The following is a 25,274-nucleotide window of genomic DNA, read 5'->3' as shown; positions in this document are numbered from 1 at the left end:
GGAGCGGGGCTGGAGCGGGTGCGGCCGTCCCAAGATCGAGTAGGCTGCGCCGCCTATGGCGACCTCTCGTTCAACGGAACCTTCGGCCCCGATCATCGTCAAGCACCCGGGGTGTCCCCAGTGGGGACTCGGATACCTCGTCGAGGAGCGCGACGAAAAGCGCTTCTACGATTTCGAGGACGGCCTCAATCATTCCATCGCCAAGGCTTTCTGGTCCAAGCTCGAGCCGGTGCAGCTCGGCGACGACGAGGCGAGCGCGCTCGAGGCCAGGATCCGCGGTCTCCGTGACCGGCCGTCGGCCGCCGCCAAGAAGCAGCGCGCGCGCGTGGTCGCGCCGCCGCTCACGAGCTTCGACGAGCAGGTCGCGAGCTTCGAGTCGCAGTTCGAGGGCGGGTTCGGGGGCCCGCACTTCATCGCCGAGGAGCGCGGCGCCGCCGGGGCCGTCGCGGCCGAGGGCGGGAAGAAGAAGAGCAAGGCCTTCAAGCAGGGCGCCATCGAGACCGCGCGCGCGCTCCTCGGCAAGGGCGAGCTCGAGGCGCTGCTCGCGGCGGGCAACCTCGCCGATTTCATGGAGCGGATCGCCAAGGTCCACAAGGCCGCGACCGGCCTCCTGCACCCGCTCGGCGACCTCATCCCGTTCAACAAGATGCCGGCCGAGCACCACCGCGCCTACGCCGAGGCGGTCGTCGACGTGCTCTACGGCGCGGGCGACTACGCCGCGCGCTTCGACCGGCTCGCCGGCGTGCTCGCCGCGGCCAAGGTCGCCACCTGGCCGCTCGCGACGATCCTGAGCGCGCTCGTCTACCCGGAGGAGCACGTCTTCGTGAAGCCCTCGTTCTTCGAGAAGCAGGCGTCCGTGCTCGGCTTCGATCTCGCCTACGATCGCGTGCCGGGCGCCGAGGGCTACGGCCGGATGCAAGCGCTCGCGCGCGAGCTCGAGCGGCGGCTGCGCGAGCGCGGCCTCGCCCCGCGCGACCTGATGGACGTCTACGCCTTCCTCTGGCGCACGATCTCTCCGCCCAAGGTCTCCGCGAAGTCCTGACGTCCCGCGTCAGCCCGCCCCGCGCGTCGCCGCGCGGGGCGCGGCTCGACGGCCCTCGACGCCCGGCCGCGGCCCGCCTATGCGACCCCAACGAGGAGGGCTTCGCAGGAAGCGGCCGCGCTGCCCCTGCGATGCCCCGAGGAGGGTCTCGTATGAAGGCAGCCGTTCTCGAAGCCGTGAAGAAGATCGCCGTACGCAACGACGTCGCGCCGCCGCAGATCGGCCCGCGCGACGTGCTCGTCCGCGCGAAGGCGTGCGGCATCTGCGGGACCGACGTGCACATCTGGGAGGGCGATTTCTTCCCGACCTTCCCGCTGATCCCGGGGCACGAGCTCGCCGGCGAGGTGGCCGCCGTGGGCGACGAGGTCGAGGGCCTCCGGCCCGGCGACCGGGTCATGGTCGACCCGACGGTGACCTGCGAAGAGTGCCATTTCTGCATGATCAACCGGCAGAACCACTGCCTTCGGTGGAACGCGGTGGGCGTGACCCGCGACGGCGGCTTCGCCGAGCTCGTCCGGGTCCCGGCGAAGAACTGTTATCGCTTCGAGCGCGTCTCGTTCGGCGAGGCGGCGTTCTGCGAGCCGCTCGCGTGCGTCGTCTTCGGCCAGGATCGCGCGCGCATCGAGATCGGCTCGGAGGTCCTGGTCCTCGGCGCCGGCCCGATCGGCCAGCTCCACCTCCAGGCGAGCCGCGCGAACGGCGCGGCCGCGGTCACCGTGGTCGACCTCGTCGAGTCGAAGCTCGATCTGGCGCGCCAGCACGGCGCGACCGAGGTGGTCGTCGCCGACAACGCGCTCCCGGCGAAGCTCAAGAAGATCGCGCCCTACGGCTTCGACGTCGTGATCGACGCGACGGGCATCGCGCGGGTCCTCGGCGACGCGCTCCAGTACGTGAAGAACGGCGGCCGGTACCTCGTGTTCGGCGTGTGTGGTCCCGAGGACAAGGTCGAGGTCTCGCCGTTCGAGATCTACCGGCGCGATCTCGAGATCATCGGCAGCTTCGCGATCAGGAGGACGTACGACCGGGCATTCAAGCTGATGGAGCGCGGGGCCGTCGACGTGAAGCGGCTCCTGTCCGAGGCGATGCCCGTCGAGGAGCTCCCGCGCGGGCTGGAGATGATGAAGAAGGGCACCGCGCCCATGAAGCTCCAGGTCGTGTTCTAGCCGCTCACCTTCTCTTCAGAGTTTCCAGCCGCTCACCTTCTCTTCAAAGTTCCAGCCGCTCACCTTCTCTTCCAAGGAAAAGGACGCTCTTCATGGCCATCGTGATCGGAATCGACGTCGGGACCAGCGGCCTCAAGGCCATCGCAGTCGAAACGGAGCGCGGCGCGGCGGTCGCGTCGGCGCACCGCGAATACCCGCTCTCCACGCCGCACGCCGGGTGGGCCGAGCAGGAGCCCGAGGACTTCGCCGCGGCGGCGCTGAGCGCCCTCGGCGAGCTCGCCCGCGCCCTCGGCCCGCGCCGGGACGAGGTGCGCGCTATCGGGCTGACGGGGCAGATGCACTCGGCGGTGTTGCTGGACGAGGCGCAGGCCGTCATCCGGCCGGCGATCCTGTGGTGCGACACGCGCACCACGGCCGAGTGCCAGGCGATCCACGCGAACCCGAAGGTCGGCGACGCGGGCCTCGCGCGCCTGGTCGGCAACCGCGCGCTCGAGGGGTTCACGCTGCCGAAGCTGCTCTGGCTGCGGCAGCACGAGCCCGAGGCGTTCGCGCGCGTGCGCGCGGTGCTGATGCCGAAGGATTACGTGGGGCTCAAGCTCACGGGCGAGCTCGGGACCGACGACAGCGACGCGAGCGGCACGCTGGCGTTCTCGCCGGGGGATCGCGCCTTCAGCGCCGAGCTCCTCGACGCGGTCGGGGTGCCGCGCGCGGTGTTCCCGAAGTCGGCGCCGTCGAACGCGCCGCTCGGCAAGCTCACGCCCGAGGTCGCGGCGGCCACGGGGCTGCCGGCGGGCACGCTGGTCGTGCGGGGCGCGGCGGACAACGCGGCGGGCGCGGTGGGGCTCGGCATCGTGCGCCCAGGCCGGGCGATGGCGTCGGTCGGCACGAGCGGCGTGATCCTGGCGCACACCGACACCTGGGTCGTGGAGCCCGAGATGCGGCTGCACAGCTTCTGCCACGCGGTCCCGGGGCGCTTCTACCTGATGGGGGTGATGCTCGCCGCCGGCGGCGCGCTCCGCTGGTACCGCGACGTCCTCGGCGACGGGGAGCGCATGGCGGCGGAGATCCGCAAGGTCGATCCGTACGAGATCATCTCGGACACCGCGTCGACGGCGCGCCCCGGCGCGGGCGGCGTGGTCTTCCTGCCGTACCTGATGGGCGAGCGGACGCCGCACAACGACGCGGCGGCGCGCGGCGCGTTCGTGGGGCTGAGCGCCCGGACGACGAAGGCCGACCTCTCGCGCGCGGTGCTGGAGGGCATCACGTTCGGGCTGGCGGACTCGCTGGACCTGATGCGCGGCGTGGGGCAGGCGAACGGCGCGGCGGCGGTCTCGATCGACGAGATCCGGCTGACCGGCGGCGGCGCGCGCAGCGCGTTCTGGCGGCAGCTGATGGCCGACGTGTTCGAGGCCCCGGTGGCGATCACGACGTCGACGGAGGGCCCGGCCTACGGCGCGGCGCTGCTCGGCGCGGCGGGCGCTGGGCTGTTCTCGTCGGTCGAGGAGGCGGCGGACGCGTTCGTCCATGTCGTCTCGCGGGTCGCGCCGGATCAGGCGCGCTCGGCGCGGTACCGGGAGATCCACGCGGTGTACCGCGGGCTCTACAGCGACCTGAAGGGGCGGTTCCGGGAGCTCGGGAAGCTGGCGTGATGCGGACCTGAGATAGAGAGTTTGAGCCACAGAGGGCACGGAGGGCACAGAGGAGAGAGGAAGAACGAGGCATCGCCTCATCTCTCTTTCTCGCCTCTGTGCCCTCTATGCCTCTGTGGTTCGTCCTCTCGTCCTCGTTCGACCCGTCTCACGCCGCCCGCACCCACCCCCGCGCCGTCTCCTCGAAATGCTCCGCGCCGGCGATCCTGAAAATACCGCTCTCCGCCTCCCAGAAGTTCCGCTCGATATCGATCTTGTGCCCGCTGATCCGGATCACGTTGAACGCGTTCTGCTCCCCGCGCCCGCGCGTCGACGTCGCCGTGCCGGCCTGGATGATGAGCGACGAGTGCCCGCCGGCCTCGAAGCGCTCCGCGGAGTGCCCCGTGTGGCTCAGGTGCAGGTGACCCGACAGGATGATGTCGACCCCGCAGGCCGCGATCGCCGCCATCGCCTGCCGCGCGCGCCCCACGATCGCGTGCGGCGAGTTCTCGGGTAGATCGAACGGGTGATGCGTGACCACGATCTTCGTGATCTCGGGCCCGAGCTCGCACATCCTCGCCTTGATCCCCTCGATCTGCCGCGCGTTGATGCGCCCGTCCTTGATGGTCAGCGATCGCGCGGTGTTGATGCCGAGCACGGCGAGCTCCGCGTCGAGGTGGAACGGCGAGAGGTCGTCCGTGATGTGGCGCCGGTACTTGTCGAGCGGTCGAAGGAACCGGTCGAACAGGTTGTAGAGCGGGACATCGTGGTTGCCGGGCACCACGATCTGCGGCGCGGGCAGCGCGTCGAGGAAGGCGCGCGCCTCGGCGAACTCGGCGCTCCGCGCCCTCTGGGTCAGGTCGCCCGAGATCACGACGACGCTCGGCTCGATCCGCCAGATCCTGTCAATCAACGGGCGGAGGATGGCCTTGTCGACGCGGCCGAAGTGCAGATCCGACAGGTGCACGAGCGTGCGCATGATGAATCATCCTCCCAGCGCGGCGACGTGAGCCGTCGAGCCCTCCCGCCGTCGTGAGCCCGCGCTGATCTGGGACGACAGGGGCACGATGACGCGAAGCGCCTCAGGCCGCGTGCGATAGCAGAGCGGCGACTTCATCTTCAGGACCTCGCCGTCCGCGGCCACGTGGAGGCGGCGGCGCCCCGGCGCCTCCACCCGCAGCTCCGTCGTGCGCAAAACGCTGAAATCGCTCGCATCCTGGATGCGGCCGGCGAGGGCGCTGGCGATGAGCCGGACGCTGGAGAGCCGGCTCTCCGCGTGCGCGACGCACACCCCGAGCTCGCCCGAGCCCGGCGGCCGCTGCCGGGCGAGGTCGACGTCGCCGAGCTTGAAATCGTTGTTCGCGACGAACACGAACGGCGTGTCCAGCTGGAGCTCCTGCCCGTCCAGGAAGAGCCGGAGTCGGACGCGCTCGTGCCGCCGGATGCCCGAGACGGTCGCCAGCGCGAGGGCGACCCACTTGTTCAGCCCGCTTCGCTTCCGGAGCGCCTCGCGGTCGCGCACGATGCCGGGATAGATGCCCAGGGTCGAGTTGTTCACGAACACACGCCCGTTGACCTCGCCCACATCGACCCGGGCGCGCCGCCCCTCGACCAGCGTGCGCACGGCCCCCTCGAGGGTCAGCGGAACACCGAGGTACTTGGCGAAATGGTTCACCGTCCCGAGCGGCAGCACCCCCAGCGTCTTGTCCGTGCCGGCGACCGCCGCGGCGACCGTGTTCACCGTGCCATCGCCGCCGGCCGCCACGACGAGATCGTAGGGCTCCCGCGCCGCGTAGCGGGCGAGCTCCCCCATGTGCCGGGTCTTCTCGGCGCACAGCAGATCTGCGTCAAAGCCGGTCTCCTTCAGGAGCTCCCCGAGCCGCGCGCGCTGCTCCGCCGCGCGGTTCGATCGGGAAGAGCAATTCAACAGGACTGCCACGGATCGATGCATTACCGTCGAGCTTCCAGCAAGAGGCCAGGGCTCGCGCTCACCGCTCCTCGATGAAACGGATCGCGCAGAGCGCTCCTCCTGGTGAAGCAATCCGCGCGCCCGACCTCCGGCCCGTCGCGCCGGCGCCTCCGGCCGGCCGCGCCGCCAGCGGCGTGCCTCACCCGGCGCGGAGCGTGGCGGATCGCCACGCTCGCCTCCGCGGCCCGCGCGGCGGCGCGCCGCGGCCGACCCTGCTCAGCGCACGCCGCCCCCGACGTCCGGCTCGCTCCGCGGCCAGGTGAAGAAGAACGTGGCGCCGGCGCCCTTCTCCGACTCGACCCACGCCCGGCCTCCCTTGCTGAGCACGATCTTCTGGACGATCGAGAGCCCGATGCCCGTCCCCTCGACGTTGTCGCGCGGATTCAGGGTCTGGAAGATCTCCCAGACCTTCTGGTGGTACTGCGGGGCGATCCCCGGCCCGTTGTCCTTCACCGAGAACTCCCAGAGCTCGCCCAGCTCCCGCCCCCGCACCTCGACGCGCGGGTCGGGGCGATCGGCATACTTCAACGCATTGCCGATCAGGTTCAGAAACACCTGCTCGAGCGGAACCCGCTCCGCGAGGAGCGTCGGCATGCCCGCCGCGATCTCGATCGACGCGCCCTCGGGGACGGTGAGCAGCGCGAGCACGTCGTCGAGGAGCTTCCGGACCTCCACGCTCTCGGGCTTGTCGCGCACGCGTCCAGCGCGCGAGTAGCGCAGGATGCCCTCGATGAGCGCCTCGAGCCGGACCACGCGCGAGCGGAGCAGGACCATGTGCTGGCGCGTCTCCGGCGACGCCTTGTCCATGAGGTCGTCCTCGATCCACTGCGACAGGTTCGCGATGGCGCGGAGCGGCGCCTTCAGATCGTGGCTCGCCACGTAGGCGAAGCGATCGAGCTCCTTGTTGCTCTGCTCGAGGGCCTGGATGAGCTGCTGCGCCCGCCGGAACAGGTGCGCGTTGTCCATCGCGATGGCGGCCTGAGCCGCGAGGCCGACCACCAGCTTCTCCGCCCGCTCGGTGAAGACGCCCCGCGCCGGGTGCCCGAAGAACAGCCCGCCGATGACGCTCCCGGACCGAGAGACCACCGGCACGGCCAGGTAGCTGACCACCGGCAGATGGCCTTTCGGCATGCCGTGGTAAGGAGCGTTGTTCCCGTAGCGCCGGTCCTGCGTGACGTCATCGAGGCGCACCACGCCCTCTCCGTTGAAGGTGGGCGCGAACACATCCGTGTTGCGCGGCATCGGGAACGCGGAGAAGTGCTCTCGCGGCACGCCCGAGATGGTGTAGAGCATGTAGCTCTTCCCCTCGGCGTTCGTGACGTTGTAGAAGAATGCGCCGAACTGCGCGCCGCTCAGCCGCGTGGCCGCGTCCGTCACCGCCTGCACGAGCTTCTCCAGATCGAGCTCGGCCGCGAGCTGTTTGCCCGTGAGGTTGAGCACCTCCAGCGTCTCCCCCTCTTCCTGGAGCCGGTCCTCGGTCCGCTTGCGCTCGGTGATGTCGAGCACGACGACCCCCACGCCGATGACGCCCTCGTCCTTCGCCCGCACGGGCGCGTAATTGACCAGCCAGGAGCGCGGCAGGTCCGAGGCCCGCGTCCGCCCCGTCACCTCGCCGGTGAAGGCCGCCCCGGTCTCCAGGACGCGCCGGAGGTGGGCGACGATCGCGTCGCTCATCTCCGGGAGCAGCTCGGGGACGGTCCTGCCGAGGTGCGCCTCGAGGGGGATCCCGTTGATGTCCGCCAGCGCCTGATTGAGCCGCACCACGCGGAGCTCGCGGTCGATCACGCCGAGCCCGGCGGTCGTCGCCTGGAAGAAGGCGTCGATCAGCGCGCAGTCCGCGGACGGCTCGTGCAGCGCGTGGCGCTCGTGGTCGAGCGGCGCCGCCCTCGCTGCGCCGCGCGGCGCCGCCGCGGGCTCTGCCGTCGCGCCCTCGCCCGGAGACGAGACCGGCTCGGCGTGCTCCCCACTCCCGCTCTTCAAATGCGTGTTCTCCATGGACCTCGTGGAACCTGGGCCTGTCCTCGCCCGAGCGTAGCGCTCGTGTGCAAACGCGTGTGCAAAGACAGCACCCACGCCGTGCGCCGGGGCGCCGGCGCGGGCGGGCGCCAGCCAACGATCGCGATGAGCAACGCGCTCGCGACGTGGGGCCCGTGGCTCTTCAGGAGCTCGAACGGCGTGCCCCACGTCGCAATCCCCCGCTCCACGCTGCCTCTCCTCCTCGACGATGCGCGCCGGCTCGCCCTGCGCCGGGCTGTGTCGGCGCGCGGCCGTCGGGCGTCAACCGGCGAGCGCGGCGAGGCGACGGAGCCGCTGCGCCGCGAGCTCGGCGCCGTTGACGAGGCCCTGGAGGAGGTGGGCGACGACACTGTCCTTCGCCGCGCGGGTGGCGCGCGCCGGGCGCGCCGCGAACCACGCGAGCTCGCCGGCGGCCGCCTCGACGAGGGGTCTGCGCGCCGAGAGCCAGCGCGCGCACCACGCCGCGAGGTGCGTGTCGCCCTCCGCCGTGGCGACGTACTGGATCAGCTCGACGAGGTCGATGCCGTGGCGCATCCCGAGGAGCGTGCCGCGGTAGGACTTCTCGGCGTTCAGCAGGTGATCGGCGAGGTGATCGCGCAGCGCCGAGAAGATGTGGCCCACCGCGCTCCCGCCGGCGCTGACGGGCAGCCCGCGCTCGGCGAAGAGCGACGGGAGCTCCGACAGCACGGCCTCCGCATGAGCCGAGACCGCCCGCATGGCGTGCGCCGGCGGCACATCGCCGAGGCGCTCCGCCTCTACCAACGAGTGTGCCTTCGCCGAGTGCTCCGTCTGGAACAGCTCCCGCACGAGGTTCGCGAGGAACGCACGCCCCTTCGGGCTCTCTTCCTGCGGCCCGGACTCGTCCCTCGCCGCGCGGCCCTCGCCGTCCGGCGCCCCGTTGCCCTGAAGTTCGTGCATGGTCGTCCCCTCTCCCCTCCTCGCGCCGAGGTCAGGATCCGCTCGCGGCGCGCCGTGCTCCTGTCCCGGTCCGCCGCGAGGTCGTCTTGCGCGATGCGCTGCTCTTGCGCGCGCTCGACCCCGCGCTCTTGCGCGCGCTCGACCCGGCGCTCTTGCGCGCGCTCGACCCCGCGCTCTTGCGCGCGCTCGACCCCGCGCTCTTGCGCGCGCTCGACCCCGCGCTCTTGCGCGCGCTCGACCCCGCGCTCTTGCGCGCGCTCGACCCCGCGCTCTTGCGCGCGCTCGACCCCGCGCTCTTCGGCGCCGCCTTCTTCGCGGCCCCTCCCTGGCCGGCGCCGGCCGCGGCGTTCCGCTTGCGGGTCGCGGCCGCCTTCTTCGCCGCCGCGCTCCGCGCCGAGGCCGGCCGCGCCTTCGAGGCGGCGCCGCCCTTGCGGCCCCCCTTCTTCGCCGGCTCCTTGTTCACCGGTTTGCCCACCCCCGAGCCCGACTTCTTCCCTCCGCCGGTCATCTTATTGACGGTCGCCCAGGCCCGCCGCTCGGCCTCGCCCTCCGATAAGCCGCGCTTCTCGTACCCTTCCTCGATGTGCTCGGCCTGCCGCTTCTGTTTGTTCGTGTAGCTCGACTTGTCGCCTCTCGGCATGGTGTCCTCCTTGGCGAGCTCGCGCCGCCGCGCGGGTCCGCTTCTCCGCTGGAAGCCCGGCGCGCCCTGTCGTGAGAAGAAGACAAGACCGTGCCTGTGGCCCGGATCCATCGAACCGCGGTGTCTGCGTCGATCGAGGAGCAACCGCTGTGCCGTCCGCGAGCGCCGCGACGTCCCCTGACGCAGGTCCGGATTTCCCGTCTATTGTGGAGCTAGCGCCGCGCCGGCCGGACGGCGGCGGGGCGCGATCGTGGCAATCGGCCCCGGGTGATGAGGAACGCCTCAATCGCGCCGCGCGGGGAGCGCGGCGGGGCGAGGGCTCAGAGGGACTCGAGGTAGGCGACGAGATCGTCGAGCTGCGCGGAGGTCAGACCGGAGACGTCGCCGTGATCGCGGCCGCCGCAGGCGGGATCGAAGCGATCGCGGAGCGTCGCCGCGCAGCCGTCGTGCATGAACGGCGCGCGCCCGGAGATGCCGATGAGCGAGGGCACCTGCAAGAGCTCACCGGTCCCGACATCCTCGTTCCGGTTGTTGGTGAGCATCGGGCCACTGTGGCAGTCGGCGCAGGCCACCTTCTTGTCGTGGAAGAGCGCCGCGCCGCGCGTGACCGCGGCCTCGTCCTCGGGCGGCGACGCCGGGAAGGCGGGCAGGCTGTCGATATAGCGGGCCATCAGGTCGAGCCGCCGGGGGCCGGGCTTGGGGCCGCCCATGCGGGAGACGAACACCTCTCCCATCAGGCCGGAGAGATCCGGCATATCGCCGCTCCAGTGGAGGGGCGCCGTCTGCAGGATGCCGCCGCCCACGGTCTGCGTCCGGCGCAGGCCCACGGGGTCGAAGTTCCACGTGTGTCCGTCCTCGTGCCCCTCGGGGTGGCACGACGCGCACGCGACGGCGCTGAAGCCGTTCGGCGGGCGATGGAACATGTCGTGGCCGGTGTCTCTGGCGCTCTCGCCCGGAAGCGCGATGATGGGCCCGTCGAGCACGACCAGGGCGGCCGGCTCGCGCAGCTGCACGACGACGGCGCCGCGGGCGGTGAACGCCACGGCGACCGGCTGCCCATCCACCGGCCGCGAGGTGACCTCGGGGTTGCAGTTGGAGGACACGGAGTCGCGCGCCAGGTCGCCGGTGGCCGCGGTCACGACCACGTCGTTGCCGGCCCCGACCACGGCCACGCGCGCGCCGTCGGGCGATACCGCGATGTCGACCGGCAGCGAGACGCTCGGGATCGCCGCCGCGGGCGGCGGGGAAGCCGCCGTGTCGGGAGTATCCGCCGGGTCGATCCGGCTGATCGCGCCGTGCACGATGTTCCCATCGCAATCGCCTGCCTGGTAATAGCCGCCCGGGCTGAGGGTGACCTGCGACGCCATCGCACGCTGATGCACCATCAGCGCGCCGCCCTCGGCGCGCGGCACCATGCGCCAGGCCACGGAAGGTGCGTAATCCGAGGTGCTGAACCCGCTGGAGCGGAATGCGGGGAGCGCGCGGCGCGAGAGCACCTCGCCCTCGGGGCCCACGACGAGGGTCTCGGCGGACTTGAAGCGGCTGACGAGCAGCCGGTCGCCCTCGACCACGACGTCGCGCAGGTCGGGGGCGGGTCGGATCTTCCGGACGGCGGGGCCGCCGGCGGCGGGGAGCGTCACGAGCTCGCCGCCGGCGCAGGCGACGTAGATGGCGTCGCGCGATGCGTCGAAGGCGACCCCGCGGGGCGCGCGGCAGACCTCTCGGCGCTCGACGATCGATCGCGACGCGATGTCGACGGTCGCCACGGCGCCGGCGCGCCGGAGCGCCACGTGGACCTGGCCGTTCGCGTCTTCGACGAGGCGCCCGGGCTCGTCCCCGCGCGCGAGCGCGACCGACGCCGGCTCGCCGCCGTCGAGATCCACGATCCAGACGCGATCGCGGTCGGGGTCCGCCGCGACCGCCGTGCGTCCGTCGGCGGCGATGAGCAGCGTTCCGCCGCTGATGGCCGGCGGCGGGACCTCCGTTACCGTGATCCGCGGATCAGACCCGTCGACGCCGAAGCCGGGCGTCGGCATGGGGTCCTCTGGCCCGCAGGCCGCGAGGAGCGACGAGAAAACGCTCGTCGAGAAGAGCCCTACCAGGACAAGAGAACGAGAAAGTCGCTGACGCATGAGGTCCTCCGTTCGCCGCGCGCGCGAGCTCAGCAAGAAGGATTCCAGGGAGATGTCGAGATTTGGACGGCGGTCATCGCCGGGCGCGGCGCGCGCCGAGCGGCGTGGGAGGCCGGAGCGGGAGCCGGAGCGGGAAGGAGCGTTCTCAGGCGGGGTGAGAAGGGGGGCGCGCGCTGGGCCGCGGGGAGCGCGGGCCGACCGGCGGGGCTGCGTGCGGGATCGTCCTTCGCCGTGGGCGGAGAGGAGCGCGCCGCGGGAGGAGCCTCGGGAGTGCCCCGGCGCTCCTTCGCGTCGCCCTGGCGCCTCTATCCCGTGGCACCCGGTCTGTGAGGTAGCGGAGATACCGACCTGGTCTCACGACCGGGCAGGCGGTGGCGGTGAGGAGCGGCGGCTCTCTGGTAGAGGCGCGGGCAATCGCCCCCGGAGACGAAGCTGTGGGGCTGGTGCGCGAGAGACAGGGTGCGCGGACCGCGGGGACGGAACGCGAGCTAGACCGCCTGTTGACGCCGCTCGTCCTCCGGGAGATCGGTGCGCATCCGGAAAGGGGGGAGGAAGGCATGGGACACCGAGCGACAGCGAAGGTGAGCGCGATCATGCCATGCGGCGGGCTCGCGATAGTGCTCGCGTCGGCGTGCGAATTGCCTGCTTATACATGCGAGACAACACAGTCCGGAGGCGTGGGTGCTGGATACCCGACAGAATCCGTAGGGGCGGGAGATTACCCGAATAACGACGAAGGCGATGGCGACGGAGGCGAGGAAGCAGTAGGCAACGCATCACTTGCGATGGCGGGATGCACGCCAGTCCACGACTGTACCGACATGTACGAAAAATGCCAAGACATTGGCGGACGTTGTACGCGCAGAAACAGTCATGGCTATACCTACTGCGAGATTTGCCGCGACGAATGTCAGCAAGACAAGCCCTACACCTATGAGCTCTGCTTTCAGTGCGGATTCAAATGAGCATGACGCCCCCCGTGACACTTTTGGATGCGACGCACGTCACCTTCGACACGCCAGCCGCGGAGCGCCTGGTGCAGCTCGGGGCGACCAACATCGTACGTGCGCACGAGCATCTTATCATCGGACCTTGTCGCCCGGGCGCCGCAGAGCATGTCCGGACGCGTGAGGATTGGTCTTCTTCATGCGAAGAATGCTCGGACAGAGGCGATGATGGAGAAAAGTGGGATCAGCTCTATTCACCCGATCTACGCTGGGAGCCGCCCGTTGTCATGTGGACGACGGAGAGCCTCGACGATCGAGTGAATCTCTGGAGAACCTGCAGCTACTTGCGAAGCCTGGGAATCCGGAGCAATGACGTCCTCATCGTCGAGTTCGAGCGTGTCCACGGTACGATGAAAAGGTTTCCCGAGCCACCGAGGATCCCGCCTTTCGACTGCACCGGATCGGTAGCCCACCACCCCGACGAGGTTCTTCTGGACCGCCTCGGCAAGGCGCGCCCCTGGCCGGTGGAACGTTACGAACGTGCCGTTCGGCTCTGGGAGAGCTACGCCGATGAGAACCCCTTGTCGTTCGTCGAAAGCTGCATCTCTGGTGTCGAAGGCTTTCCAGAGCTCGCTTCGCTGTGGGCGCTCCTCTCGTGCTTCTTTCCACGGAAGACCGCCGGAGGTGCCCTGCGCCTCAGCCGGTACGACGACCTCCTCCTGACCATTCTGTCCGTAGAGGAATGGCAGACTCCGGTGAAGGTGATCTGCAACAAATCGCAGCTTGGGCTGTACTTGAGAGATCTGATGTCCTGTACCGGAGACCTGTTTTTGGGAGACCGTCTCGCACAATGGGCAAAGCACGACGTGAGCGCCGCTGTGGAGCGCGCTCCTGGCCCCAAGCCGCCCAACGCTGGCTACCCGCTGCTCTCGACGGTGTATCGCCTCACCGAGCGCGGAGAGCGACTCCGAGACGAGGGGCTCGACGAGCTCACGGATGCGCCGAGCCTGCCCATCGCCGGGACCGAGGCGTACTCGGCTTCTGCCCCTTGGGTGCTGCTCGACGATGGCCGGCTCGCTCGACGGTGAGGCGCAACGCGGGCGCCTGTGAGGCGCCAGCGCGCACGAGCAGCATGGAGAAGGGGGACGAGGAGGGCGGGATCGATCGCGGCCGCGAGGGCTGCGAGCTCCCCTGCCGGGAACAATCCGGCGCGGTCGAGATCAGCTGGCGTGCCGAGGACGGCTCTGGAACGCGCGGCGGTAGCCTTGCGGGCTGATCCCGGCCACCCGGTGGAAGTGCTGCCGGAACGCCGCGACCGAGCCGAACCCGGCGCTGGACGCGACCCGCTCGATGGAGAGGGGCGTCGTCTCCAGCAGCGCCTGCGCCCGGCGGACGCGCGCCTTGAGCAGCCACTGGAGCGGCGTCGTGCCCGTCTGCTCCTTGAAGTGGCGGCTCAGAGAGCGGACGCTCATCGCCGCTCGCCGCGCGATGTCGCCGAGGGAGAGGTCGTCATGCAGGTGCTCTTCCAGCCACTCCAGCACCCGGCTCAACGAGACATGCTCCGTCGGAGCGGGCGCCTGCTCGATGAACTGCGCTTGCCCGCCGTCGCGCTCCAGCGGCATGACGGACAGGCGCGCCGCCGTGGCGGCCACGGCTGCCCCGTAGTCGCGCCGCACGATGTGCAGGCATAGATCGAGCGCGGCGGCCGCTCCGGCCGACGTCAGCACCTTCCCCTCGTCGACATAGAGGACGCTGGGGTCCACGGACACCCGCGGAAAGCGCCTTGCGAGCTCCCCGGCGGCGAGCCAGTGCGTGGTCGCCCGCTTGCCGTCGAGCAGCCCCGTCGCGGCGAGCAGGAACGCGCCGCTGCAGATCGAAGCGACGCGCGCTCCCTCCTTGGCGGCTCGTCGGACGGCGCGGATCAGAGGCTCCGGGACCTGCCGAGCGATGTCCGCGATGCCCGGAAGGATGACGGTGTCGGCCTTGCGCAGGGCCGACAGCCCCTGCCGGACCCGCATCCGGAAGCGCCCGGCGTCGATATCGCGTTGCACGCCGCAGACCTGCACCTGGTACCCCGGGCGCCCGCTCGCGAGGCGTACGCGCTCGAACACCTCGATCGGCGTCGAGAGATCGAAGGCGACCACCCCGTCCAGCGCGACGATCACCACCCGATGCATGGCGCCATCATGGCGCGCTCCTCTTTCCCCGACAACCGCAGCGGCCGCGACGGCAGCAATCCTTGCCGGATCGCAGCTGCATCGTCTCCCCCTGGGCCCATGACCCCGCGACGGGGTGGCCCCACGACCTCGCAATGCGGCGGTGTTCTCGCGCTCACAGGACACGACGCTGGCCAGATCCTGGCGATCATTGTCGTTTTTGCCGCTCGCGCAGAGGGCGACCGTCCTCCAGACTGGCGTCCGCGTGGAGTCCCGGACGTCAGTCCCGGACGCCGCCACGTGCCACGGAGATGCTGGACCCCGAGCTGCTTACGATGCTTGAACACTGGAGCAGGGACCTCCGGCGGGAGGCGTACCGATGATCGCGTATCGATGCATTCTCGTGCTCAAGTTCCTGAGCGTCATGGGGTACGCCGGCGGCGCTGCCGGCGCTTTCCTGTGCGACGATCCAGCCGCGAGGAAGCGCGCCGTGCACCGCGTCGCGTCGCCCAGCCTGCTGGCGACGTGGCTGTCTGGATACGCGCTCCTCGTCCTGAACGGCTGGCCGCTGTTCGAGCTCTGGGTCGCGGGCGCGCTGCTCCTGTCGCTCGTCGGCAATGCCGCGCTGGTCTACTGCGTCAGCCGAGAGCGAAGGGACCTCTCTGCGTTCCTTGGGTCCGCGCTGCCCGTGGTCTGCGTCGTGGCGTTGATGGTGGTCAAGCCGACCTGGGCGCAGGTGCGGCCATGAACGAGCGCCGGACCCTCCGGATCGCGAGCATCGTCGAGGGAGCGTCTCTCCTGATATTGCTGCTCGTGGCAATGCCCCTCAAATACGCGCTCGGCTACCCCGTCGCGGTGCGCATCGCCGGGAGCGTGCACGGCGTGCTCTTCCTGGCGATGCTCTCCGCCGCCTTCCGGGCGGCGCTCGAGCGCGCGCTGTCCGGCCGGGCCGTGCTCCGCGTGGTCGCGCTGTCCGTCGTCCCGTTCGGGTTCGTCGTCGCGGACCGGATCCTGCGCGTCGGAGACCGGGCCTAGTGCCTAGTACCGCGGGGCAGCACTCTCGCCAGGGATCTGCCTCGCGATCGATAGAGAAATAAACGCCAAGGCGCAAAGGCGCAAAGGCGCAAAACTACAAACCTTTTTTGCGTCTTTGCGTCTTTGCGCCTTGGCGTTGAACTCTCTCTCCGGATCCCTGGCCGACTTCGGGCGGGCGGAACTATGGAAGGGGGACGGCGACCGCGGCGGCGAGGGCTGCTCGCCGCCGCGCCGGGGCCAGAGCCCATCGGCATCCGGCCGGAGCCCATCGGCATCGGTGGGGCGAGCCGTCGTCATCCGGCCGGAGCCCATCGGCATCGGTGGGGCGAGCCGTCGTCATCCGGCCGGAGCCCATCGGCATCGGTGGGGCGAGCCGTCGTCATCCGGCCGGAGCCCATCGGCATCGGTGGGGCGAGCCGTCGTCATCCGGCCGGAGCCCATCGGCATCCGGCCGGAGCCCATCGGCATCGGTGGGGCGACCCGTCGTCATCCGGCCGGAGCCCATCGGCATCCGGCCGGAGCCCATCGTCATCGGCGGGGCGACCCGTCGTCATCCGGCCAGAGCCCGTCGTCATCGGTGGGGCGACCCGTCGTCATCCGGCCAGGAGCGTGACGGCACTCGCTTCCCCCTGGCCCGAGCTCGGGCACGTCGCCGACGACGAGCCCGGGGGCGAGCTCGCCGCCGTCCCCCGCCCGCCGCAGGCCGCCGTCAGCGGTAGGCGCCGCCGAACCCCATCTCGTGCTCGATCTTGACCAGCTTGTTGTACAGGCCGATCACGAGCAGCGAAGGCACCCACTGGCCGATGAAGTTCGCGGCCTGCCTCTTGCCGGCCAGCATGCAGCCGGCCGAGATCAGCATCGAGCCGATCGCCAGCCCGAGATAGGCGCCGGACGGAACCCTGCCAGTCCGCTCCTCGATCTTCGTGGTGATCTTGCCCTCTTCCTTCTGCATCATGGGTTCGGTCGTCGTCATCGTGGATCTCCTTCCGCGGCGCCGGGCCGGCGCTGCGCTTGCCGCCGCGAGCCGGTGCGACGACCGGGCCAGAAACGAGGGCGCCCGGACGAGAACAAACCGCGCAGAGCTCTCCCCTCGATCCGGCGCCCGGCCCGCCGCGATTCGCGGCGATCGCCAGCCCGGCGAGGCGCACGGCCGCCGCACCAACGTGGCTGGCGGGCGCGATCGCGCCCGCGCTCACTGCCACGCCGGTGCACACGCCGGCCGGCCAAACCGCGCTTCCGGCGGCCCGGCTGCCTCCAGCGCAGGCCCGGCCGGGGCGCCCGACCCGCTCAGACCCGCGCCGTCACCGCGCGCAGGAGCTGCCGCTGCGCGGCCGCGAACACGAGGAGCACGGGCAGGCTCAGGATCACGTTGCCGGCCATCACGAGGTGCCAGCGGACCCCCGTCCCCTGCTCCCGCAGGAGGGCGATCGCGAGCGGCAACGTGCGCACCCGATCGTCCGTCGTCATGACGAGCGGCCAGAAGTAATCGTTGTAGTGAAAGACGAAGCTGAACAGGAACAGCGCCGAGAGCGTCGGCCGGAGCATCGGGCCGAGGATCAGGTAGACGATCCTGAGCTCGCCCGCCCCATCCATCCTGGCCGCCTCGATGATCTCGTCAGGCACCGAGAGCAGCGCCTGGCGCACGAGGAACGTCCCGAGCGCGCTGACCCCGAAGGGGAGGATCAACGCCGCGAACGTGTTCACGAGGCCGGCCGCGCCGAGCATCGTGAAGACCGGCACGAACGTCACCTGCGCCGGGATGAGCAGGCACGAGAGCACGAGGACGAACGCGGCGCCCCGCCCGACGAACCTGAGCTTCGCGAGGGCATAGCCGGCCGGGAGCGCCAGGGCGATCTGCAAGAGCGCGATGGCCGTCGCCATGAACACGGTGTTGGCGAAATACCGCATCACCGGCACCGCCTGGAGCACCTCGCGGTACGCGCCGAGCTGGATGGCCTGCGGCAACGGGTACGCGGGAGCGCGGGTGATCTCGGGCAGGGTCTTCAGCGAGGTGATCGTCATCCACACGTACGGCCCGAGCCACACGACGGCCACCGCGAGGAGCACGAGATCCGAGACGAGCCGGCGCGCGCGCGCGCTGAAGAGCCCCGCGCCCGCGCCGCCGCCGCGCCCCGCCGTCACGACGGCCGCCTCCCCGCGCGCGGCACGCCCGCGCGGAGCGCCCAGAGCTGCAGGACCGTCAAGAGGAGCAAGAACCCGAAGAAGACCACGATCATCGCGCTCGCCCGGCCGACCCGCAGGTTCACGAAGACGTGCTCGTAGATGGCGTAGACGAAGAGGGTCGTCGATTTGACCGGACCGCCCTGCGTCATCACGCGGATCACGTCGAACGCCTGGAAGGAGAGGATGAGGCTCGTCGTCGCCACGAACGCGGCGCTCGGGCGGAGCAGCGGCCACGTCACGTGGCGGAACCGCCGCCACGGGCCGGCGCCGTCGAGCGCCGCCGCCTCGTGCAGCGCGCGGGGGATGTCCTGCAGGCCCGCCAGGAAGATGACCATCGCATACCCCGTGATCTTCCAGACGCTCACCGCGGCCAGCGCGAGCAGCGCCGACCGGGGATCGCCGAGCCAGCTCATCGCCGGGAGGCCGAGCCCGCGGAGCGCCGCCGAGAAGATGCCCTCGGCGTCGAGGATCCACATCCAGAGGAGCGCCACCGCGACCCACGACACGACATAGGCGCTGAACACCGCGCCCCGCACGAAGGCGTAGACCGGCCCCGGCCGATCGAGCGCCACCGCCAGCGCGAGCCCGAGGGAGCCGGAGAGCGTCACCACGACGGCGCTGTAGCCGAGCGTGCGGAGGAGCGCGCCGGCGAGCTCGCCGCTCTCGGCGAGCACCTCGTAGTTCCGCAGCCCGACGTACCGCGGCGGCGTGAGCAGATCCCACGCGTAGAAGCTGTTCTTCGCCGCGAGCAGGAGCGGGACCAGGAAGAACACGCCGAGGAAGGCCGCGGTCGGCAGGAGGAGCAGGTACGGAGAGAGGGGGTGCTTGGGCTTCATCGCTCGCGCGCCGCGCGGACGGCCTCGGAGAGGGTCTCGGCGGCGTCGCGCGGGGCGAGCACCGCCTCTTCGAGCCGGGGCTGCACCGCCTCGCGCTGGACGCGGAACAGGTCCGGCGACCAGGGCCAGGGCGCGGCGTGCGCGAGCTGGTCCACGGCGACGCGATCGTTCGGGTGCGCGGCGTAGTAGCCGTCCCGCGCGAGCGCCGCGAGGCCGCGCCGCGAGACGGGCATGTAGCCCGTGCGCGTCGCCCACGCGTTCGCCTGCGCCGGCTCCATCATCCAGCGCAGGAACGCGAACGCCGCCTCCTGCGCCGCCGGCGCCGCGCCCCGCGGCATCACGAACATCGTCCCGCCGGTGGGCACCGAGGCGCGCACGTCGCGCGGCAGAGGGGCGGCGCCGACCTCGAACCTCCCCGCGCCCGTCTGGCCCGCGTTGTCCTCCAGGTACCGGAGGAACGCGGTCGAGGTCCAGATCATCGCGACCCGGCCCGAGAGGAAGTCGGTGTTGGTCACCTGCCAGGCGTTGTAGTCGCGCCCCGGCGGCGGCTTCATCGTGCGGTCCTCGTGCACGAGCGCCTGCCAGAACCGGAGCGCGCGCACGCCCGCCTCGCCGCCGAACGCCGGCGCGCCGTCCGGGCCGAGGAGCTCGCCGCCCGCCTGCCCCACGAGCGCCGCCCAGAACCACCAGTCGATCGGGCACTCGAAGCCCCAGCGCCGCGTCCCGCCCCCGTCGCGCACGACGAGCCGCGCCGCGGTCTGGCGGAGCTCGTCCCAGGTCGACGGCGGCGACAGCCCGAGCTCGCGGAACACGTCGCGGTTGTAGTAGGCGATCGGCGTCGAGCGGTTGAACGGCAGGCACACGAGCGGGCGCTCGCCCCCGCCGACGAACGTGCCCGCCTGGCCGAGCGCCTCGACGACGTCGAGGCCGCCGTCCCCGGCGCCGGGCGCGCCGAGGAACCGCTCGAGCGGCTCGAGCACGCCCGCCTCGGCCAGGTAGGGCACCACCTCGCCGACCACGTGCGTCAGCGCGGGCGCCGCGCGCGCCGCGAGCGCGGTCCGCAGCTTGGCGAGCGCCTCGAAGTAGTCGCCCTGGTACACCGCGTCGATGCGGTAGCGCCCCTGCTCGCGGTGGAACTTGTCGACGAGCGACAGGAGCACCTCGCGGTTCTTGCCGCCGTAGGCGAACCACAGCGACGCCTCGATGCGCCCGTCCGGCGCGCGCCGCGCGCAGCCGGTCGCGCCGGCCGCGGCCGCGGCGATCGACGCGGCGAGCGCCCGGATCGCGTCGCGCCGCGAGCAGGCGGCGCTCGCCCAGGACCGCGCCGCGCCGCGCGCGCGCCCGCTCACGGCGCGGCCTCCCCGCGCGCCCCGCGCATGACGCCGACCCCTCCGCGCCGGGCGCGCACCGCTCCGCGCACCGCGCCGCCCCCTCCGCTCATGACGCGCCCCCCGGCGGGGCGATCCGCGCGCCGGAGCCCGCGTCGAACCAGAGCACGGCGCCCGGGTCGAGCCGCGCGCGCACCGCCTCCCCCGGCGCGGGCGTCGCGAAGCCGTGCGCCCGCGCGCGCAGCCGCGCGCCGCCGGCCTCGAGGTACAGGAACGTCTCGGCGCCGAGCGGCTCGGCGACCACGACGCGCGCCTCGACCTCCACCTCGCCCCGCGCCCCGTCGCCCACGGCCCCGGCGTCGCCCCACGCCCCCGCGTCGCCCTGCGCCCCCGGCGCGACGCGCAGATGCTCGGGCCGCACGCCCGCGATGACCCGGTCCGGGAGCGCCACCCCCGGCGGCGCGGGCAGCGAGAGCGCCGCGCTCGCGTACCGATCGCCATCGCGCTCGAGCGGGACCAGGTTGATCGCCGGCGTGCCCAGGAAGCCGGCCACGAACGTGTTCGCCGGCGCCTCGTAGATGGCGCGCGGCGGGCCGACCTGCTGGAGCTCGCCGGCGCGCAGCACGGCGATGCGGTCGCCCATGGTCATGGCCTCGATCTGGTCGTGGGTCACGTAGACCGACGTCGTGCCGAGGCGGCGCACGAGCGCCGCGAGCTCGACCCGGAGCTCGGCGCGCAGCGCGGCGTCGAGGTTCGAGAGCGGCTCGTCGAAGAGGAACGCCGCGGGCGCGCGCACGATCGCGCGGCCCATGGCCACGCGCTGGCGCTCGCCGCCCGAGAGCTCGCCGGGGCGGCGATCGAGCAGGTGGCCGATGCCGAGCAGCGCCGCCGCCTCCTCCACGCGGCGCGCCCGCTCCGCCTTCGCGACCCCGCGCATCCGGAGCGGGAAGCCCATGATGTCGCGCGCGGTCATGTGCGGGTACAGGGCGTAGCCCTGGAAGACCATGGCGACGTCGCGGTCCTCGGGCGCGACGCGGCTGACGTCGCGCCCGCCGATCGAGACCGTGCCGCCGTCGGGGCTGTCGAGGCCCGCGATCAGCCGGAGCGCCGTGGATTTGCCGCAGCCGGAGGGCCCGACGAGGACGAGCAGCTCGCCGTCCTCGACCTCGAGGTCCAGGCCGGCGAGGGCGGGGCGCTCGGCGCCCGGGAAGCGTCGGAGGAGGCCGCGGAGCGAGAGGTTGGCCATGGCGGCAGCTCAGGTGTCGAGCAGGACGAGCCCCGGGATCGAGCCCGCGACCGCGAGCAGCTTCGGGCTCGGCGCGACCGCGACGGGCACCCGGGCCGTCCTCAGCAGGGCGGCGTCGTACGCGCTGTCGCCGAACGCCGCAAGCACGGCGAGCTCGGGGAACAGGCGCTCGAGCGCGCGGGTCTTGCCGTCGCCGTAGGTCGGGGGCGCGGCGAGCTCCGCGGCGAGCCGGCCCTCGCGGACGGCCGGGGTCATCGCCGCGATCCGCTCGGGGGCGATGCCGAGCCGACGGACCGCGCGCTCGATCACGGCGCGCGGGGAGGCGGAGACGACATAGACCGCGACGCCGCGCGACCGCGCCCAGTCGAGGATCGGCAAGAGCGCCGGCCGGATCCGCCCCGCGTGGCCCTTCTCCTCGAGCACGCGGTCGATCAGGGCGGCGAGCTCGTCCTCGCGCCACCCGGCGAAGGCCCAGGCCATCATCGCGAAGGCCCGGTCCTCCGGGTAGCGCTCGGCGGCGAACGCCGCGTAGAGCGCGCTCGCGATCTCGTGCGCGCCGCCCTCCGCGGCGACGCCGAACGCCTCGGCCTCGCGCCGCAGCGCCGCCTCGGCCTCGGGCCGCGCGCAGCGGCCGGCGAGGAACGCCTCGAACAGGTCGAAGCCGACGTCGCCCTCCCAGAGGGTGCCGTCCGCGTCGAACGCGAGGGCGGCGCCCGGACCGAAGGCGGCGTGCGCGGCCTCGATCCGCCGCAGGATGTCGCTCGTGCTCTGGCGAGGGATGGGCGCCGCGCTGCCGCCCTGGTGTGCCGCTGTCATGGTCTCCCCGAGGCCGGACGCCGGGTCCGGCCGAGGGCTACGCCTACTGCGGCGCGCGCGTCGCGTCACGCCTGTCAACGTCCTGTCACGCGGCCGGCGGCCGATGTCACGCGGCCGGCGGCCGGCCGTGGTGAGCCTTCACCGCGCCTTCTCGAAGAGGGAGCGGTGCAGCACCCCGACCGCGGCCGCGACGCTCGCGTCCTCGATGACCATCGACAGGTTGATGCTGCCCATGGCGTAGCTCAGCATCTCGACGTTGACGCCGGCCTCGGCCATCGCCTCGAGCACCTGCGCGGCGACGCCCTTCTGCTTGGGCAGGCCCTTGCCGACCACGACCAGCGTCGTCCGGTTGGGCAGCACCTCGCAGGCGCCGAACCCCTCGAGCTCGGGCAGCGCGCCGCTGAGCTTCCCGAGGTCGTCGGTGGTCATCGAGACCGACACCTCGGACGTGGTGATCACGTCGATCACGACCTCGTGCCGGGCCAGCACGGCGAGGACCTGCGCGAGGAAGCCGACCTCGCCGAACATCCGGCTCGAGCTGATCTTGAGCACGACCTGCCGCTCGCGGTACGCGATGCTGGTCACGGCCGGGGACCCGGCCTCGGTGTTGAAGTCGATGACGGTGCCGGGGTGATCCGGCCGGTTCGTGTTGAGCACCCGCACCGGGATGCCCTTCTCCATGGCGGGCAGGAGCGTGGAGGGGTGCAGGACGCGGGAGCCGAAGAACGCGAGCTCGGCGGCCTCGTCGAAGCGCATCGTGGGGATGTTCCGGGCCGTCTTCACGACGCTCGGGTCGGCGGTCATCACGCCGTCGGTGTCGCTCCAGATCTGCGCCTCCTCGGCGCCGAGGCCCGCGGCGAGCAGCGTGGCCGTGAGGTCGCTCCCGTTGCGGCCGACGGTCGTGATCTCGCCGGCCTCGTTGCGGCCGACGAAGCCGGTGACGATCGGGACGACGCCCTCGGGGACGCGCTCGGCGAACATGGCCTTCACGCGGGCGTCGAAGCCGGGCAGCGGACGCGCGCGGCCGAAGCTCGAGTCGGTGATGAAGCCGAGGTCCCAGACGTCGTAAGCGCGGGCCTCTACGCCGCTCCGCGCGAAGAAGTCCGCGATGCAGCGCACGGCCATGCGCTCCCCGAAGCTCGCGATGTAATCGAGGCTCCGCGGGCTGAGCTCCTTGACGAGGCTGATGCCGCGCAAAAGGTCCGCGATCTCCTCGTAGAAGGGCGCGAGGAGCTCGGGCGCGCAGCCGAGCGCCTCGGCGACGGCGCGCTGCTTGCTCAACGGGATGGAGGGGTCGTACTTGCCGGTGGCGGCGAGCTTGGCGGCGTTGATCAGCGCGTCGGTCATGCCCTTGTGGGCGGAGCTCACGACGACGGGGCGGCGGTCCAGACGGGCCCGGACGATGTGAAGGACCTTCTCGATCTGCGCGCGGCTCTCGACCGAGCTGCCGCCGAACTTCATGACGATCATTGCGCGTGCCTCCATGGGCCTGCCGGCCCGGTGGGCGCGGAAGGATAGTCAGGACCGGCGGTTAGGCGAGCCCCACCGCACGTCTGACGCGCCGGGCTACGCCTCGGTCGCCAGGAGGGCCCGGAAGCTCTCGCGCTTCGTCAGCAGGAGCCAGCGCAGGTTCTTCATGAGCTTGCCCTGCTCGGACAGGGCCGCGTGGCTCAGGAGGACGAGCTCGGCCACGCTGATGCCCTCCCGCACGTCCTCCGGGGAGACCTTGACCCGGCCGTCCGCCGCGGCGCGGCAGCGGGCGAAGCGAGAGATGATGACGGTGGCGAGCGACAGGTCGAGGACCGCGGCCAGGAGGTGCCGGGGCGCCGAGAAGATGTGCCGGCGCTGGAGCACGAGGCGCAGGTAGTCCTTGACGAGGGCCCCCTCGTCCCCGGCGAGGAAGCGGTCGACCGTCCTCACCCGCTGCAGCTTGAACGGCTTGGGGATGAACAGCATATCGACGGTGCCGCGGCCGAGCATCCAGGCGGCCTTGTTGCCGAAGCTGCGCAGCGCGTGGAGCTCCGTCCACGAGGCCTTTCCGACGCGGTGGGCCTCCCGGACCCGCGACGGATAACAGAGGTTGCCGAGGAGATAGGCGAACAGCACCCGGGCGTAGAACGAGGGCTTTTTGCGGGGCTCGAGCGGCGCGGGCGCCTCGGCGCCGGCGAGCGCGAGGGCGGCGTCGATGGAGACGTCCGCGGCGCGCTCGGCGCCCGGGGGGAGGGCGCGCTCGAAGGCGGTCGTCCAGTCGTAGAGCCGCGCCAGGGTCGCCGCCGGCGAGGCGTCGGTCGCGAGCTCGGCGTCCCAGTGCGCCGCCGCGCGCAGGTACTGCGGCTGGGCGAGGATGACGCCGCCCAGCGTGGCGAGCGCCTTCGACATCCGCTCGGTGTCGCCTCGCTGCTGGAGCTTGTCCTTGAGCTGCCGGTCCACGGGCTCGCCGTAGTTGTCGCGGATGGACGGGCAGAGATGGGACAGCTGCGCGACGACGACGTCCTTCTCGTCGCGCACGAACCCGAACGGGAACGCCTGGCACGACCTGGGGATGTACTCGTGGCCAAATTGCTTCTGCATGCTGCAGAGCAGGTCGTCGTCGAGGAAGACGCACTGGAGCCGGCGGTCCTTCTCCCGCATCGGCAGGACGCCGCGCGCGATGACGAGCGCCCCCTCCTCCCCGGCCCGCTCCCGCACCCACGGCTCCTCGAGGTAGCGCTTGGCCTCGTCGCTGCTGAAGCGGATGTTCCAGGGCAGCCTGCAGCAGCGAGCTGGGCAGTCGCGGCACGCGAACTTCTGATCCGGGGGAGAGGAGAGCTTCTCCGCCGGAAGCTTCGGGAGCTTCTTCGCCGCAGAGGCGTGCTTCGTCTTCGTCGCCATGGGGCGGCCGACGATACAACGCGACGGCGGTCCGCGCCCGATCCCCGGCCGCGCCTTGCGTCACCGTCCCGGCCTGCCGGGCGACGTGAGCCGTGGCGCGCAGGCGTGGCAGAACGCACCGGCCGGGAAGGCAACGGACAAAAATACAGCGCCGCCGGGGCCTCAGGGGGGCGAAGGCCGCGCCGGCGGCGCTGGCCTCCCATGAAGCACCGACCATGCCATCCGGAGGATCCCTAGAACCGGCCAAGAATTGCGGCAGTGCGTCGGGGACATCCTCGCCAGGTTTCGATTCTGAAACGCCACAATCTCAGCGTTGCACGATTGTAAGGACCATTTTCTTACCAACG

General features: G+C 71.7%; 20 protein-coding genes and 1 pseudogene. 6 read left to right on the top strand and 15 right to left on the bottom strand.

Annotated features, from left to right (window positions below; genetic code table 11):
• Positions 1 to 55 precede the first annotated feature (55 nt).
• The 3 genes from WME98_RS23085 (at position 56) to xylB (ending at position 3,854) form a co-directional block, all read left to right on the top strand.
• The gene (locus WME98_RS23085) at positions 56 to 1,042 is read left to right on the top strand and encodes a hypothetical protein (RefSeq protein WP_437953225.1); all 987 of its coding nucleotides are present in this window, start codon (positions 56 to 58) and stop codon (positions 1,040 to 1,042) included.
• 152 nt (positions 1,043 to 1,194) lie between these two features.
• Positions 1,195 to 2,205, top strand: coding sequence for a zinc-dependent alcohol dehydrogenase family protein (locus WME98_RS23080; protein WP_061627511.1), 1,011 nt, complete (start codon positions 1,195 to 1,197; stop codon positions 2,203 to 2,205).
• A 92-nt stretch (positions 2,206 to 2,297) separates the two neighbouring features.
• Positions 2,298 to 3,854 carry a xylulokinase gene (gene xylB, locus WME98_RS23075; protein WP_061627510.1) on the top strand — a complete coding sequence of 519 codons (1,557 nt, stop codon included), beginning with the start codon at positions 2,298 to 2,300 and terminating at the stop codon, positions 3,852 to 3,854.
• 148 nt (positions 3,855 to 4,002) lie between these two features.
• Here the strand turns inward: xylB and WME98_RS23070 are convergent, their stop codons facing one another.
• The 6 genes and pseudogenes from WME98_RS23070 to WME98_RS23045 form a co-directional block, all read right to left on the bottom strand.
• Complete coding sequence (locus WME98_RS23070) at positions 4,003 to 4,812, bottom strand: metallophosphoesterase family protein (protein ID WP_437953224.1); 810 nt, start codon at positions 4,810 to 4,812, stop codon at positions 4,003 to 4,005.
• Positions 4,813 to 4,818: 6 nt separating this feature from the next.
• Positions 4,819 to 5,772: a diacylglycerol/lipid kinase family protein gene (locus tag WME98_RS23065; RefSeq protein ID WP_437953223.1), complete on the bottom strand. Its 954-nt coding sequence runs from the start codon at positions 5,770 to 5,772 to the stop codon at positions 4,819 to 4,821.
• 246 nt (positions 5,773 to 6,018) lie between these two features.
• Positions 6,019 to 7,797, bottom strand: a complete 1,779-nt coding sequence (locus WME98_RS23060; protein ID WP_437953222.1) for a sensor histidine kinase — start codon at positions 7,795 to 7,797, stop codon at positions 6,019 to 6,021.
• A gap of 282 nt (positions 7,798 to 8,079) precedes the next feature.
• A complete protein-coding gene (locus tag WME98_RS23055; protein WP_437953221.1) occupies positions 8,080 to 8,736 on the bottom strand; it encodes a hypothetical protein in 657 nt (218 codons plus the stop codon).
• A 337-nt stretch (positions 8,737 to 9,073) separates the two neighbouring features.
• A pseudogene (locus WME98_RS23050) lies at positions 9,074 to 9,376 on the bottom strand (hypothetical protein); the annotation flags it as partial.
• 320 nt (positions 9,377 to 9,696) lie between these two features.
• Complete coding sequence (locus WME98_RS23045) at positions 9,697 to 11,412, bottom strand: cytochrome-c peroxidase (RefSeq protein ID WP_437953220.1); 1,716 nt, start codon at positions 11,410 to 11,412, stop codon at positions 9,697 to 9,699.
• Between the two features lie 1,057 nt (positions 11,413 to 12,469).
• Between WME98_RS23045 and WME98_RS23040 the strand changes: the two genes are divergently transcribed.
• The gene (locus WME98_RS23040) at positions 12,470 to 13,543 is read left to right on the top strand and encodes a hypothetical protein (RefSeq protein WP_437953219.1); all 1,074 of its coding nucleotides are present in this window, start codon (positions 12,470 to 12,472) and stop codon (positions 13,541 to 13,543) included.
• A gap of 132 nt (positions 13,544 to 13,675) precedes the next feature.
• On the opposite strand, the gene WME98_RS23035 is transcribed toward WME98_RS23040, so the two are convergent.
• A complete protein-coding gene (locus tag WME98_RS23035) occupies positions 13,676 to 14,632 on the bottom strand; it encodes a GlxA family transcriptional regulator (RefSeq protein ID WP_437953218.1) in 957 nt (318 codons plus the stop codon).
• Positions 14,633 to 14,990: 358 nt separating this feature from the next.
• Here WME98_RS23035 and WME98_RS23030 point away from each other — a divergent pair, with 358 nt between their 5' ends.
• Together WME98_RS23030 and WME98_RS23025 are read left to right on the top strand one after the other, a co-directional pair.
• Positions 14,991 to 15,359 carry a hypothetical protein gene (locus tag WME98_RS23030; RefSeq protein ID WP_437953217.1) on the top strand — a complete coding sequence of 123 codons (369 nt, stop codon included), beginning with the start codon at positions 14,991 to 14,993 and terminating at the stop codon, positions 15,357 to 15,359.
• Complete coding sequence (locus WME98_RS23025) at positions 15,356 to 15,646, top strand: DUF3817 domain-containing protein (protein ID WP_437953216.1); 291 nt, start codon at positions 15,356 to 15,358, stop codon at positions 15,644 to 15,646. The genes WME98_RS23030 and WME98_RS23025 overlap by 4 nt, the downstream gene beginning before the upstream one ends.
• A gap of 709 nt (positions 15,647 to 16,355) precedes the next feature.
• On the opposite strand, the gene WME98_RS23020 is transcribed toward WME98_RS23025, so the two are convergent.
• The 8 genes from WME98_RS23020 to WME98_RS22985 all read right to left on the bottom strand — a co-directional run bounded on the left by WME98_RS23020 (position 16,356) and on the right by WME98_RS22985 (position 24,927).
• Positions 16,356 to 16,619 (bottom strand): hypothetical protein, encoded by a 264-nt coding sequence (locus WME98_RS23020; RefSeq protein WP_437953215.1) that lies wholly within the window; start codon positions 16,617 to 16,619, stop codon positions 16,356 to 16,358.
• 314 nt (positions 16,620 to 16,933) lie between these two features.
• Positions 16,934 to 17,788 (bottom strand): carbohydrate ABC transporter permease, encoded by an 855-nt coding sequence (locus tag WME98_RS23015; protein ID WP_061621687.1) that lies wholly within the window; start codon positions 17,786 to 17,788, stop codon positions 16,934 to 16,936.
• A complete protein-coding gene (locus tag WME98_RS23010; RefSeq protein WP_437953214.1) occupies positions 17,785 to 18,666 on the bottom strand; it encodes a carbohydrate ABC transporter permease in 882 nt (293 codons plus the stop codon). The genes WME98_RS23015 and WME98_RS23010 overlap by 4 nt, the downstream gene beginning before the upstream one ends.
• Positions 18,663 to 20,015 (bottom strand): ABC transporter substrate-binding protein, encoded by a 1,353-nt coding sequence (locus WME98_RS23005; RefSeq protein WP_437953213.1) that lies wholly within the window; start codon positions 20,013 to 20,015, stop codon positions 18,663 to 18,665. The genes WME98_RS23010 and WME98_RS23005 overlap by 4 nt, the downstream gene beginning before the upstream one ends.
• Positions 20,016 to 20,103: 88 nt before the next feature.
• Positions 20,104 to 21,240, bottom strand: a complete 1,137-nt coding sequence (locus tag WME98_RS23000) for an ABC transporter ATP-binding protein (RefSeq protein ID WP_437953212.1) — start codon at positions 21,238 to 21,240, stop codon at positions 20,104 to 20,106.
• 9 nt (positions 21,241 to 21,249) lie between these two features.
• Positions 21,250 to 22,056, bottom strand: a complete 807-nt coding sequence (locus WME98_RS22995; protein WP_437953211.1) for an HAD family hydrolase — start codon at positions 22,054 to 22,056, stop codon at positions 21,250 to 21,252.
• A gap of 138 nt (positions 22,057 to 22,194) precedes the next feature.
• Positions 22,195 to 23,526: an aspartate kinase gene (locus tag WME98_RS22990; protein ID WP_437953210.1), complete on the bottom strand. Its 1,332-nt coding sequence runs from the start codon at positions 23,524 to 23,526 to the stop codon at positions 22,195 to 22,197.
• A gap of 96 nt (positions 23,527 to 23,622) precedes the next feature.
• The gene (locus WME98_RS22985; RefSeq protein ID WP_437953209.1) at positions 23,623 to 24,927 is read right to left on the bottom strand and encodes a YkgJ family cysteine cluster protein; all 1,305 of its coding nucleotides are present in this window, start codon (positions 24,925 to 24,927) and stop codon (positions 23,623 to 23,625) included.
• Positions 24,928 to 25,274 lie beyond the last annotated feature (347 nt).

This window comes from Sorangium sp. So ce296 (assembly GCF_051529605.1).
In the GTDB taxonomy this organism is placed as follows: Bacteria; Myxococcota_A; Polyangia; order Polyangiales; family Polyangiaceae; genus Sorangium; species Sorangium cellulosum_D.
The sequence above is the reverse complement of the archived record's forward strand: the minus strand, read 5'-3'. Positions and strand labels throughout refer to the sequence as shown.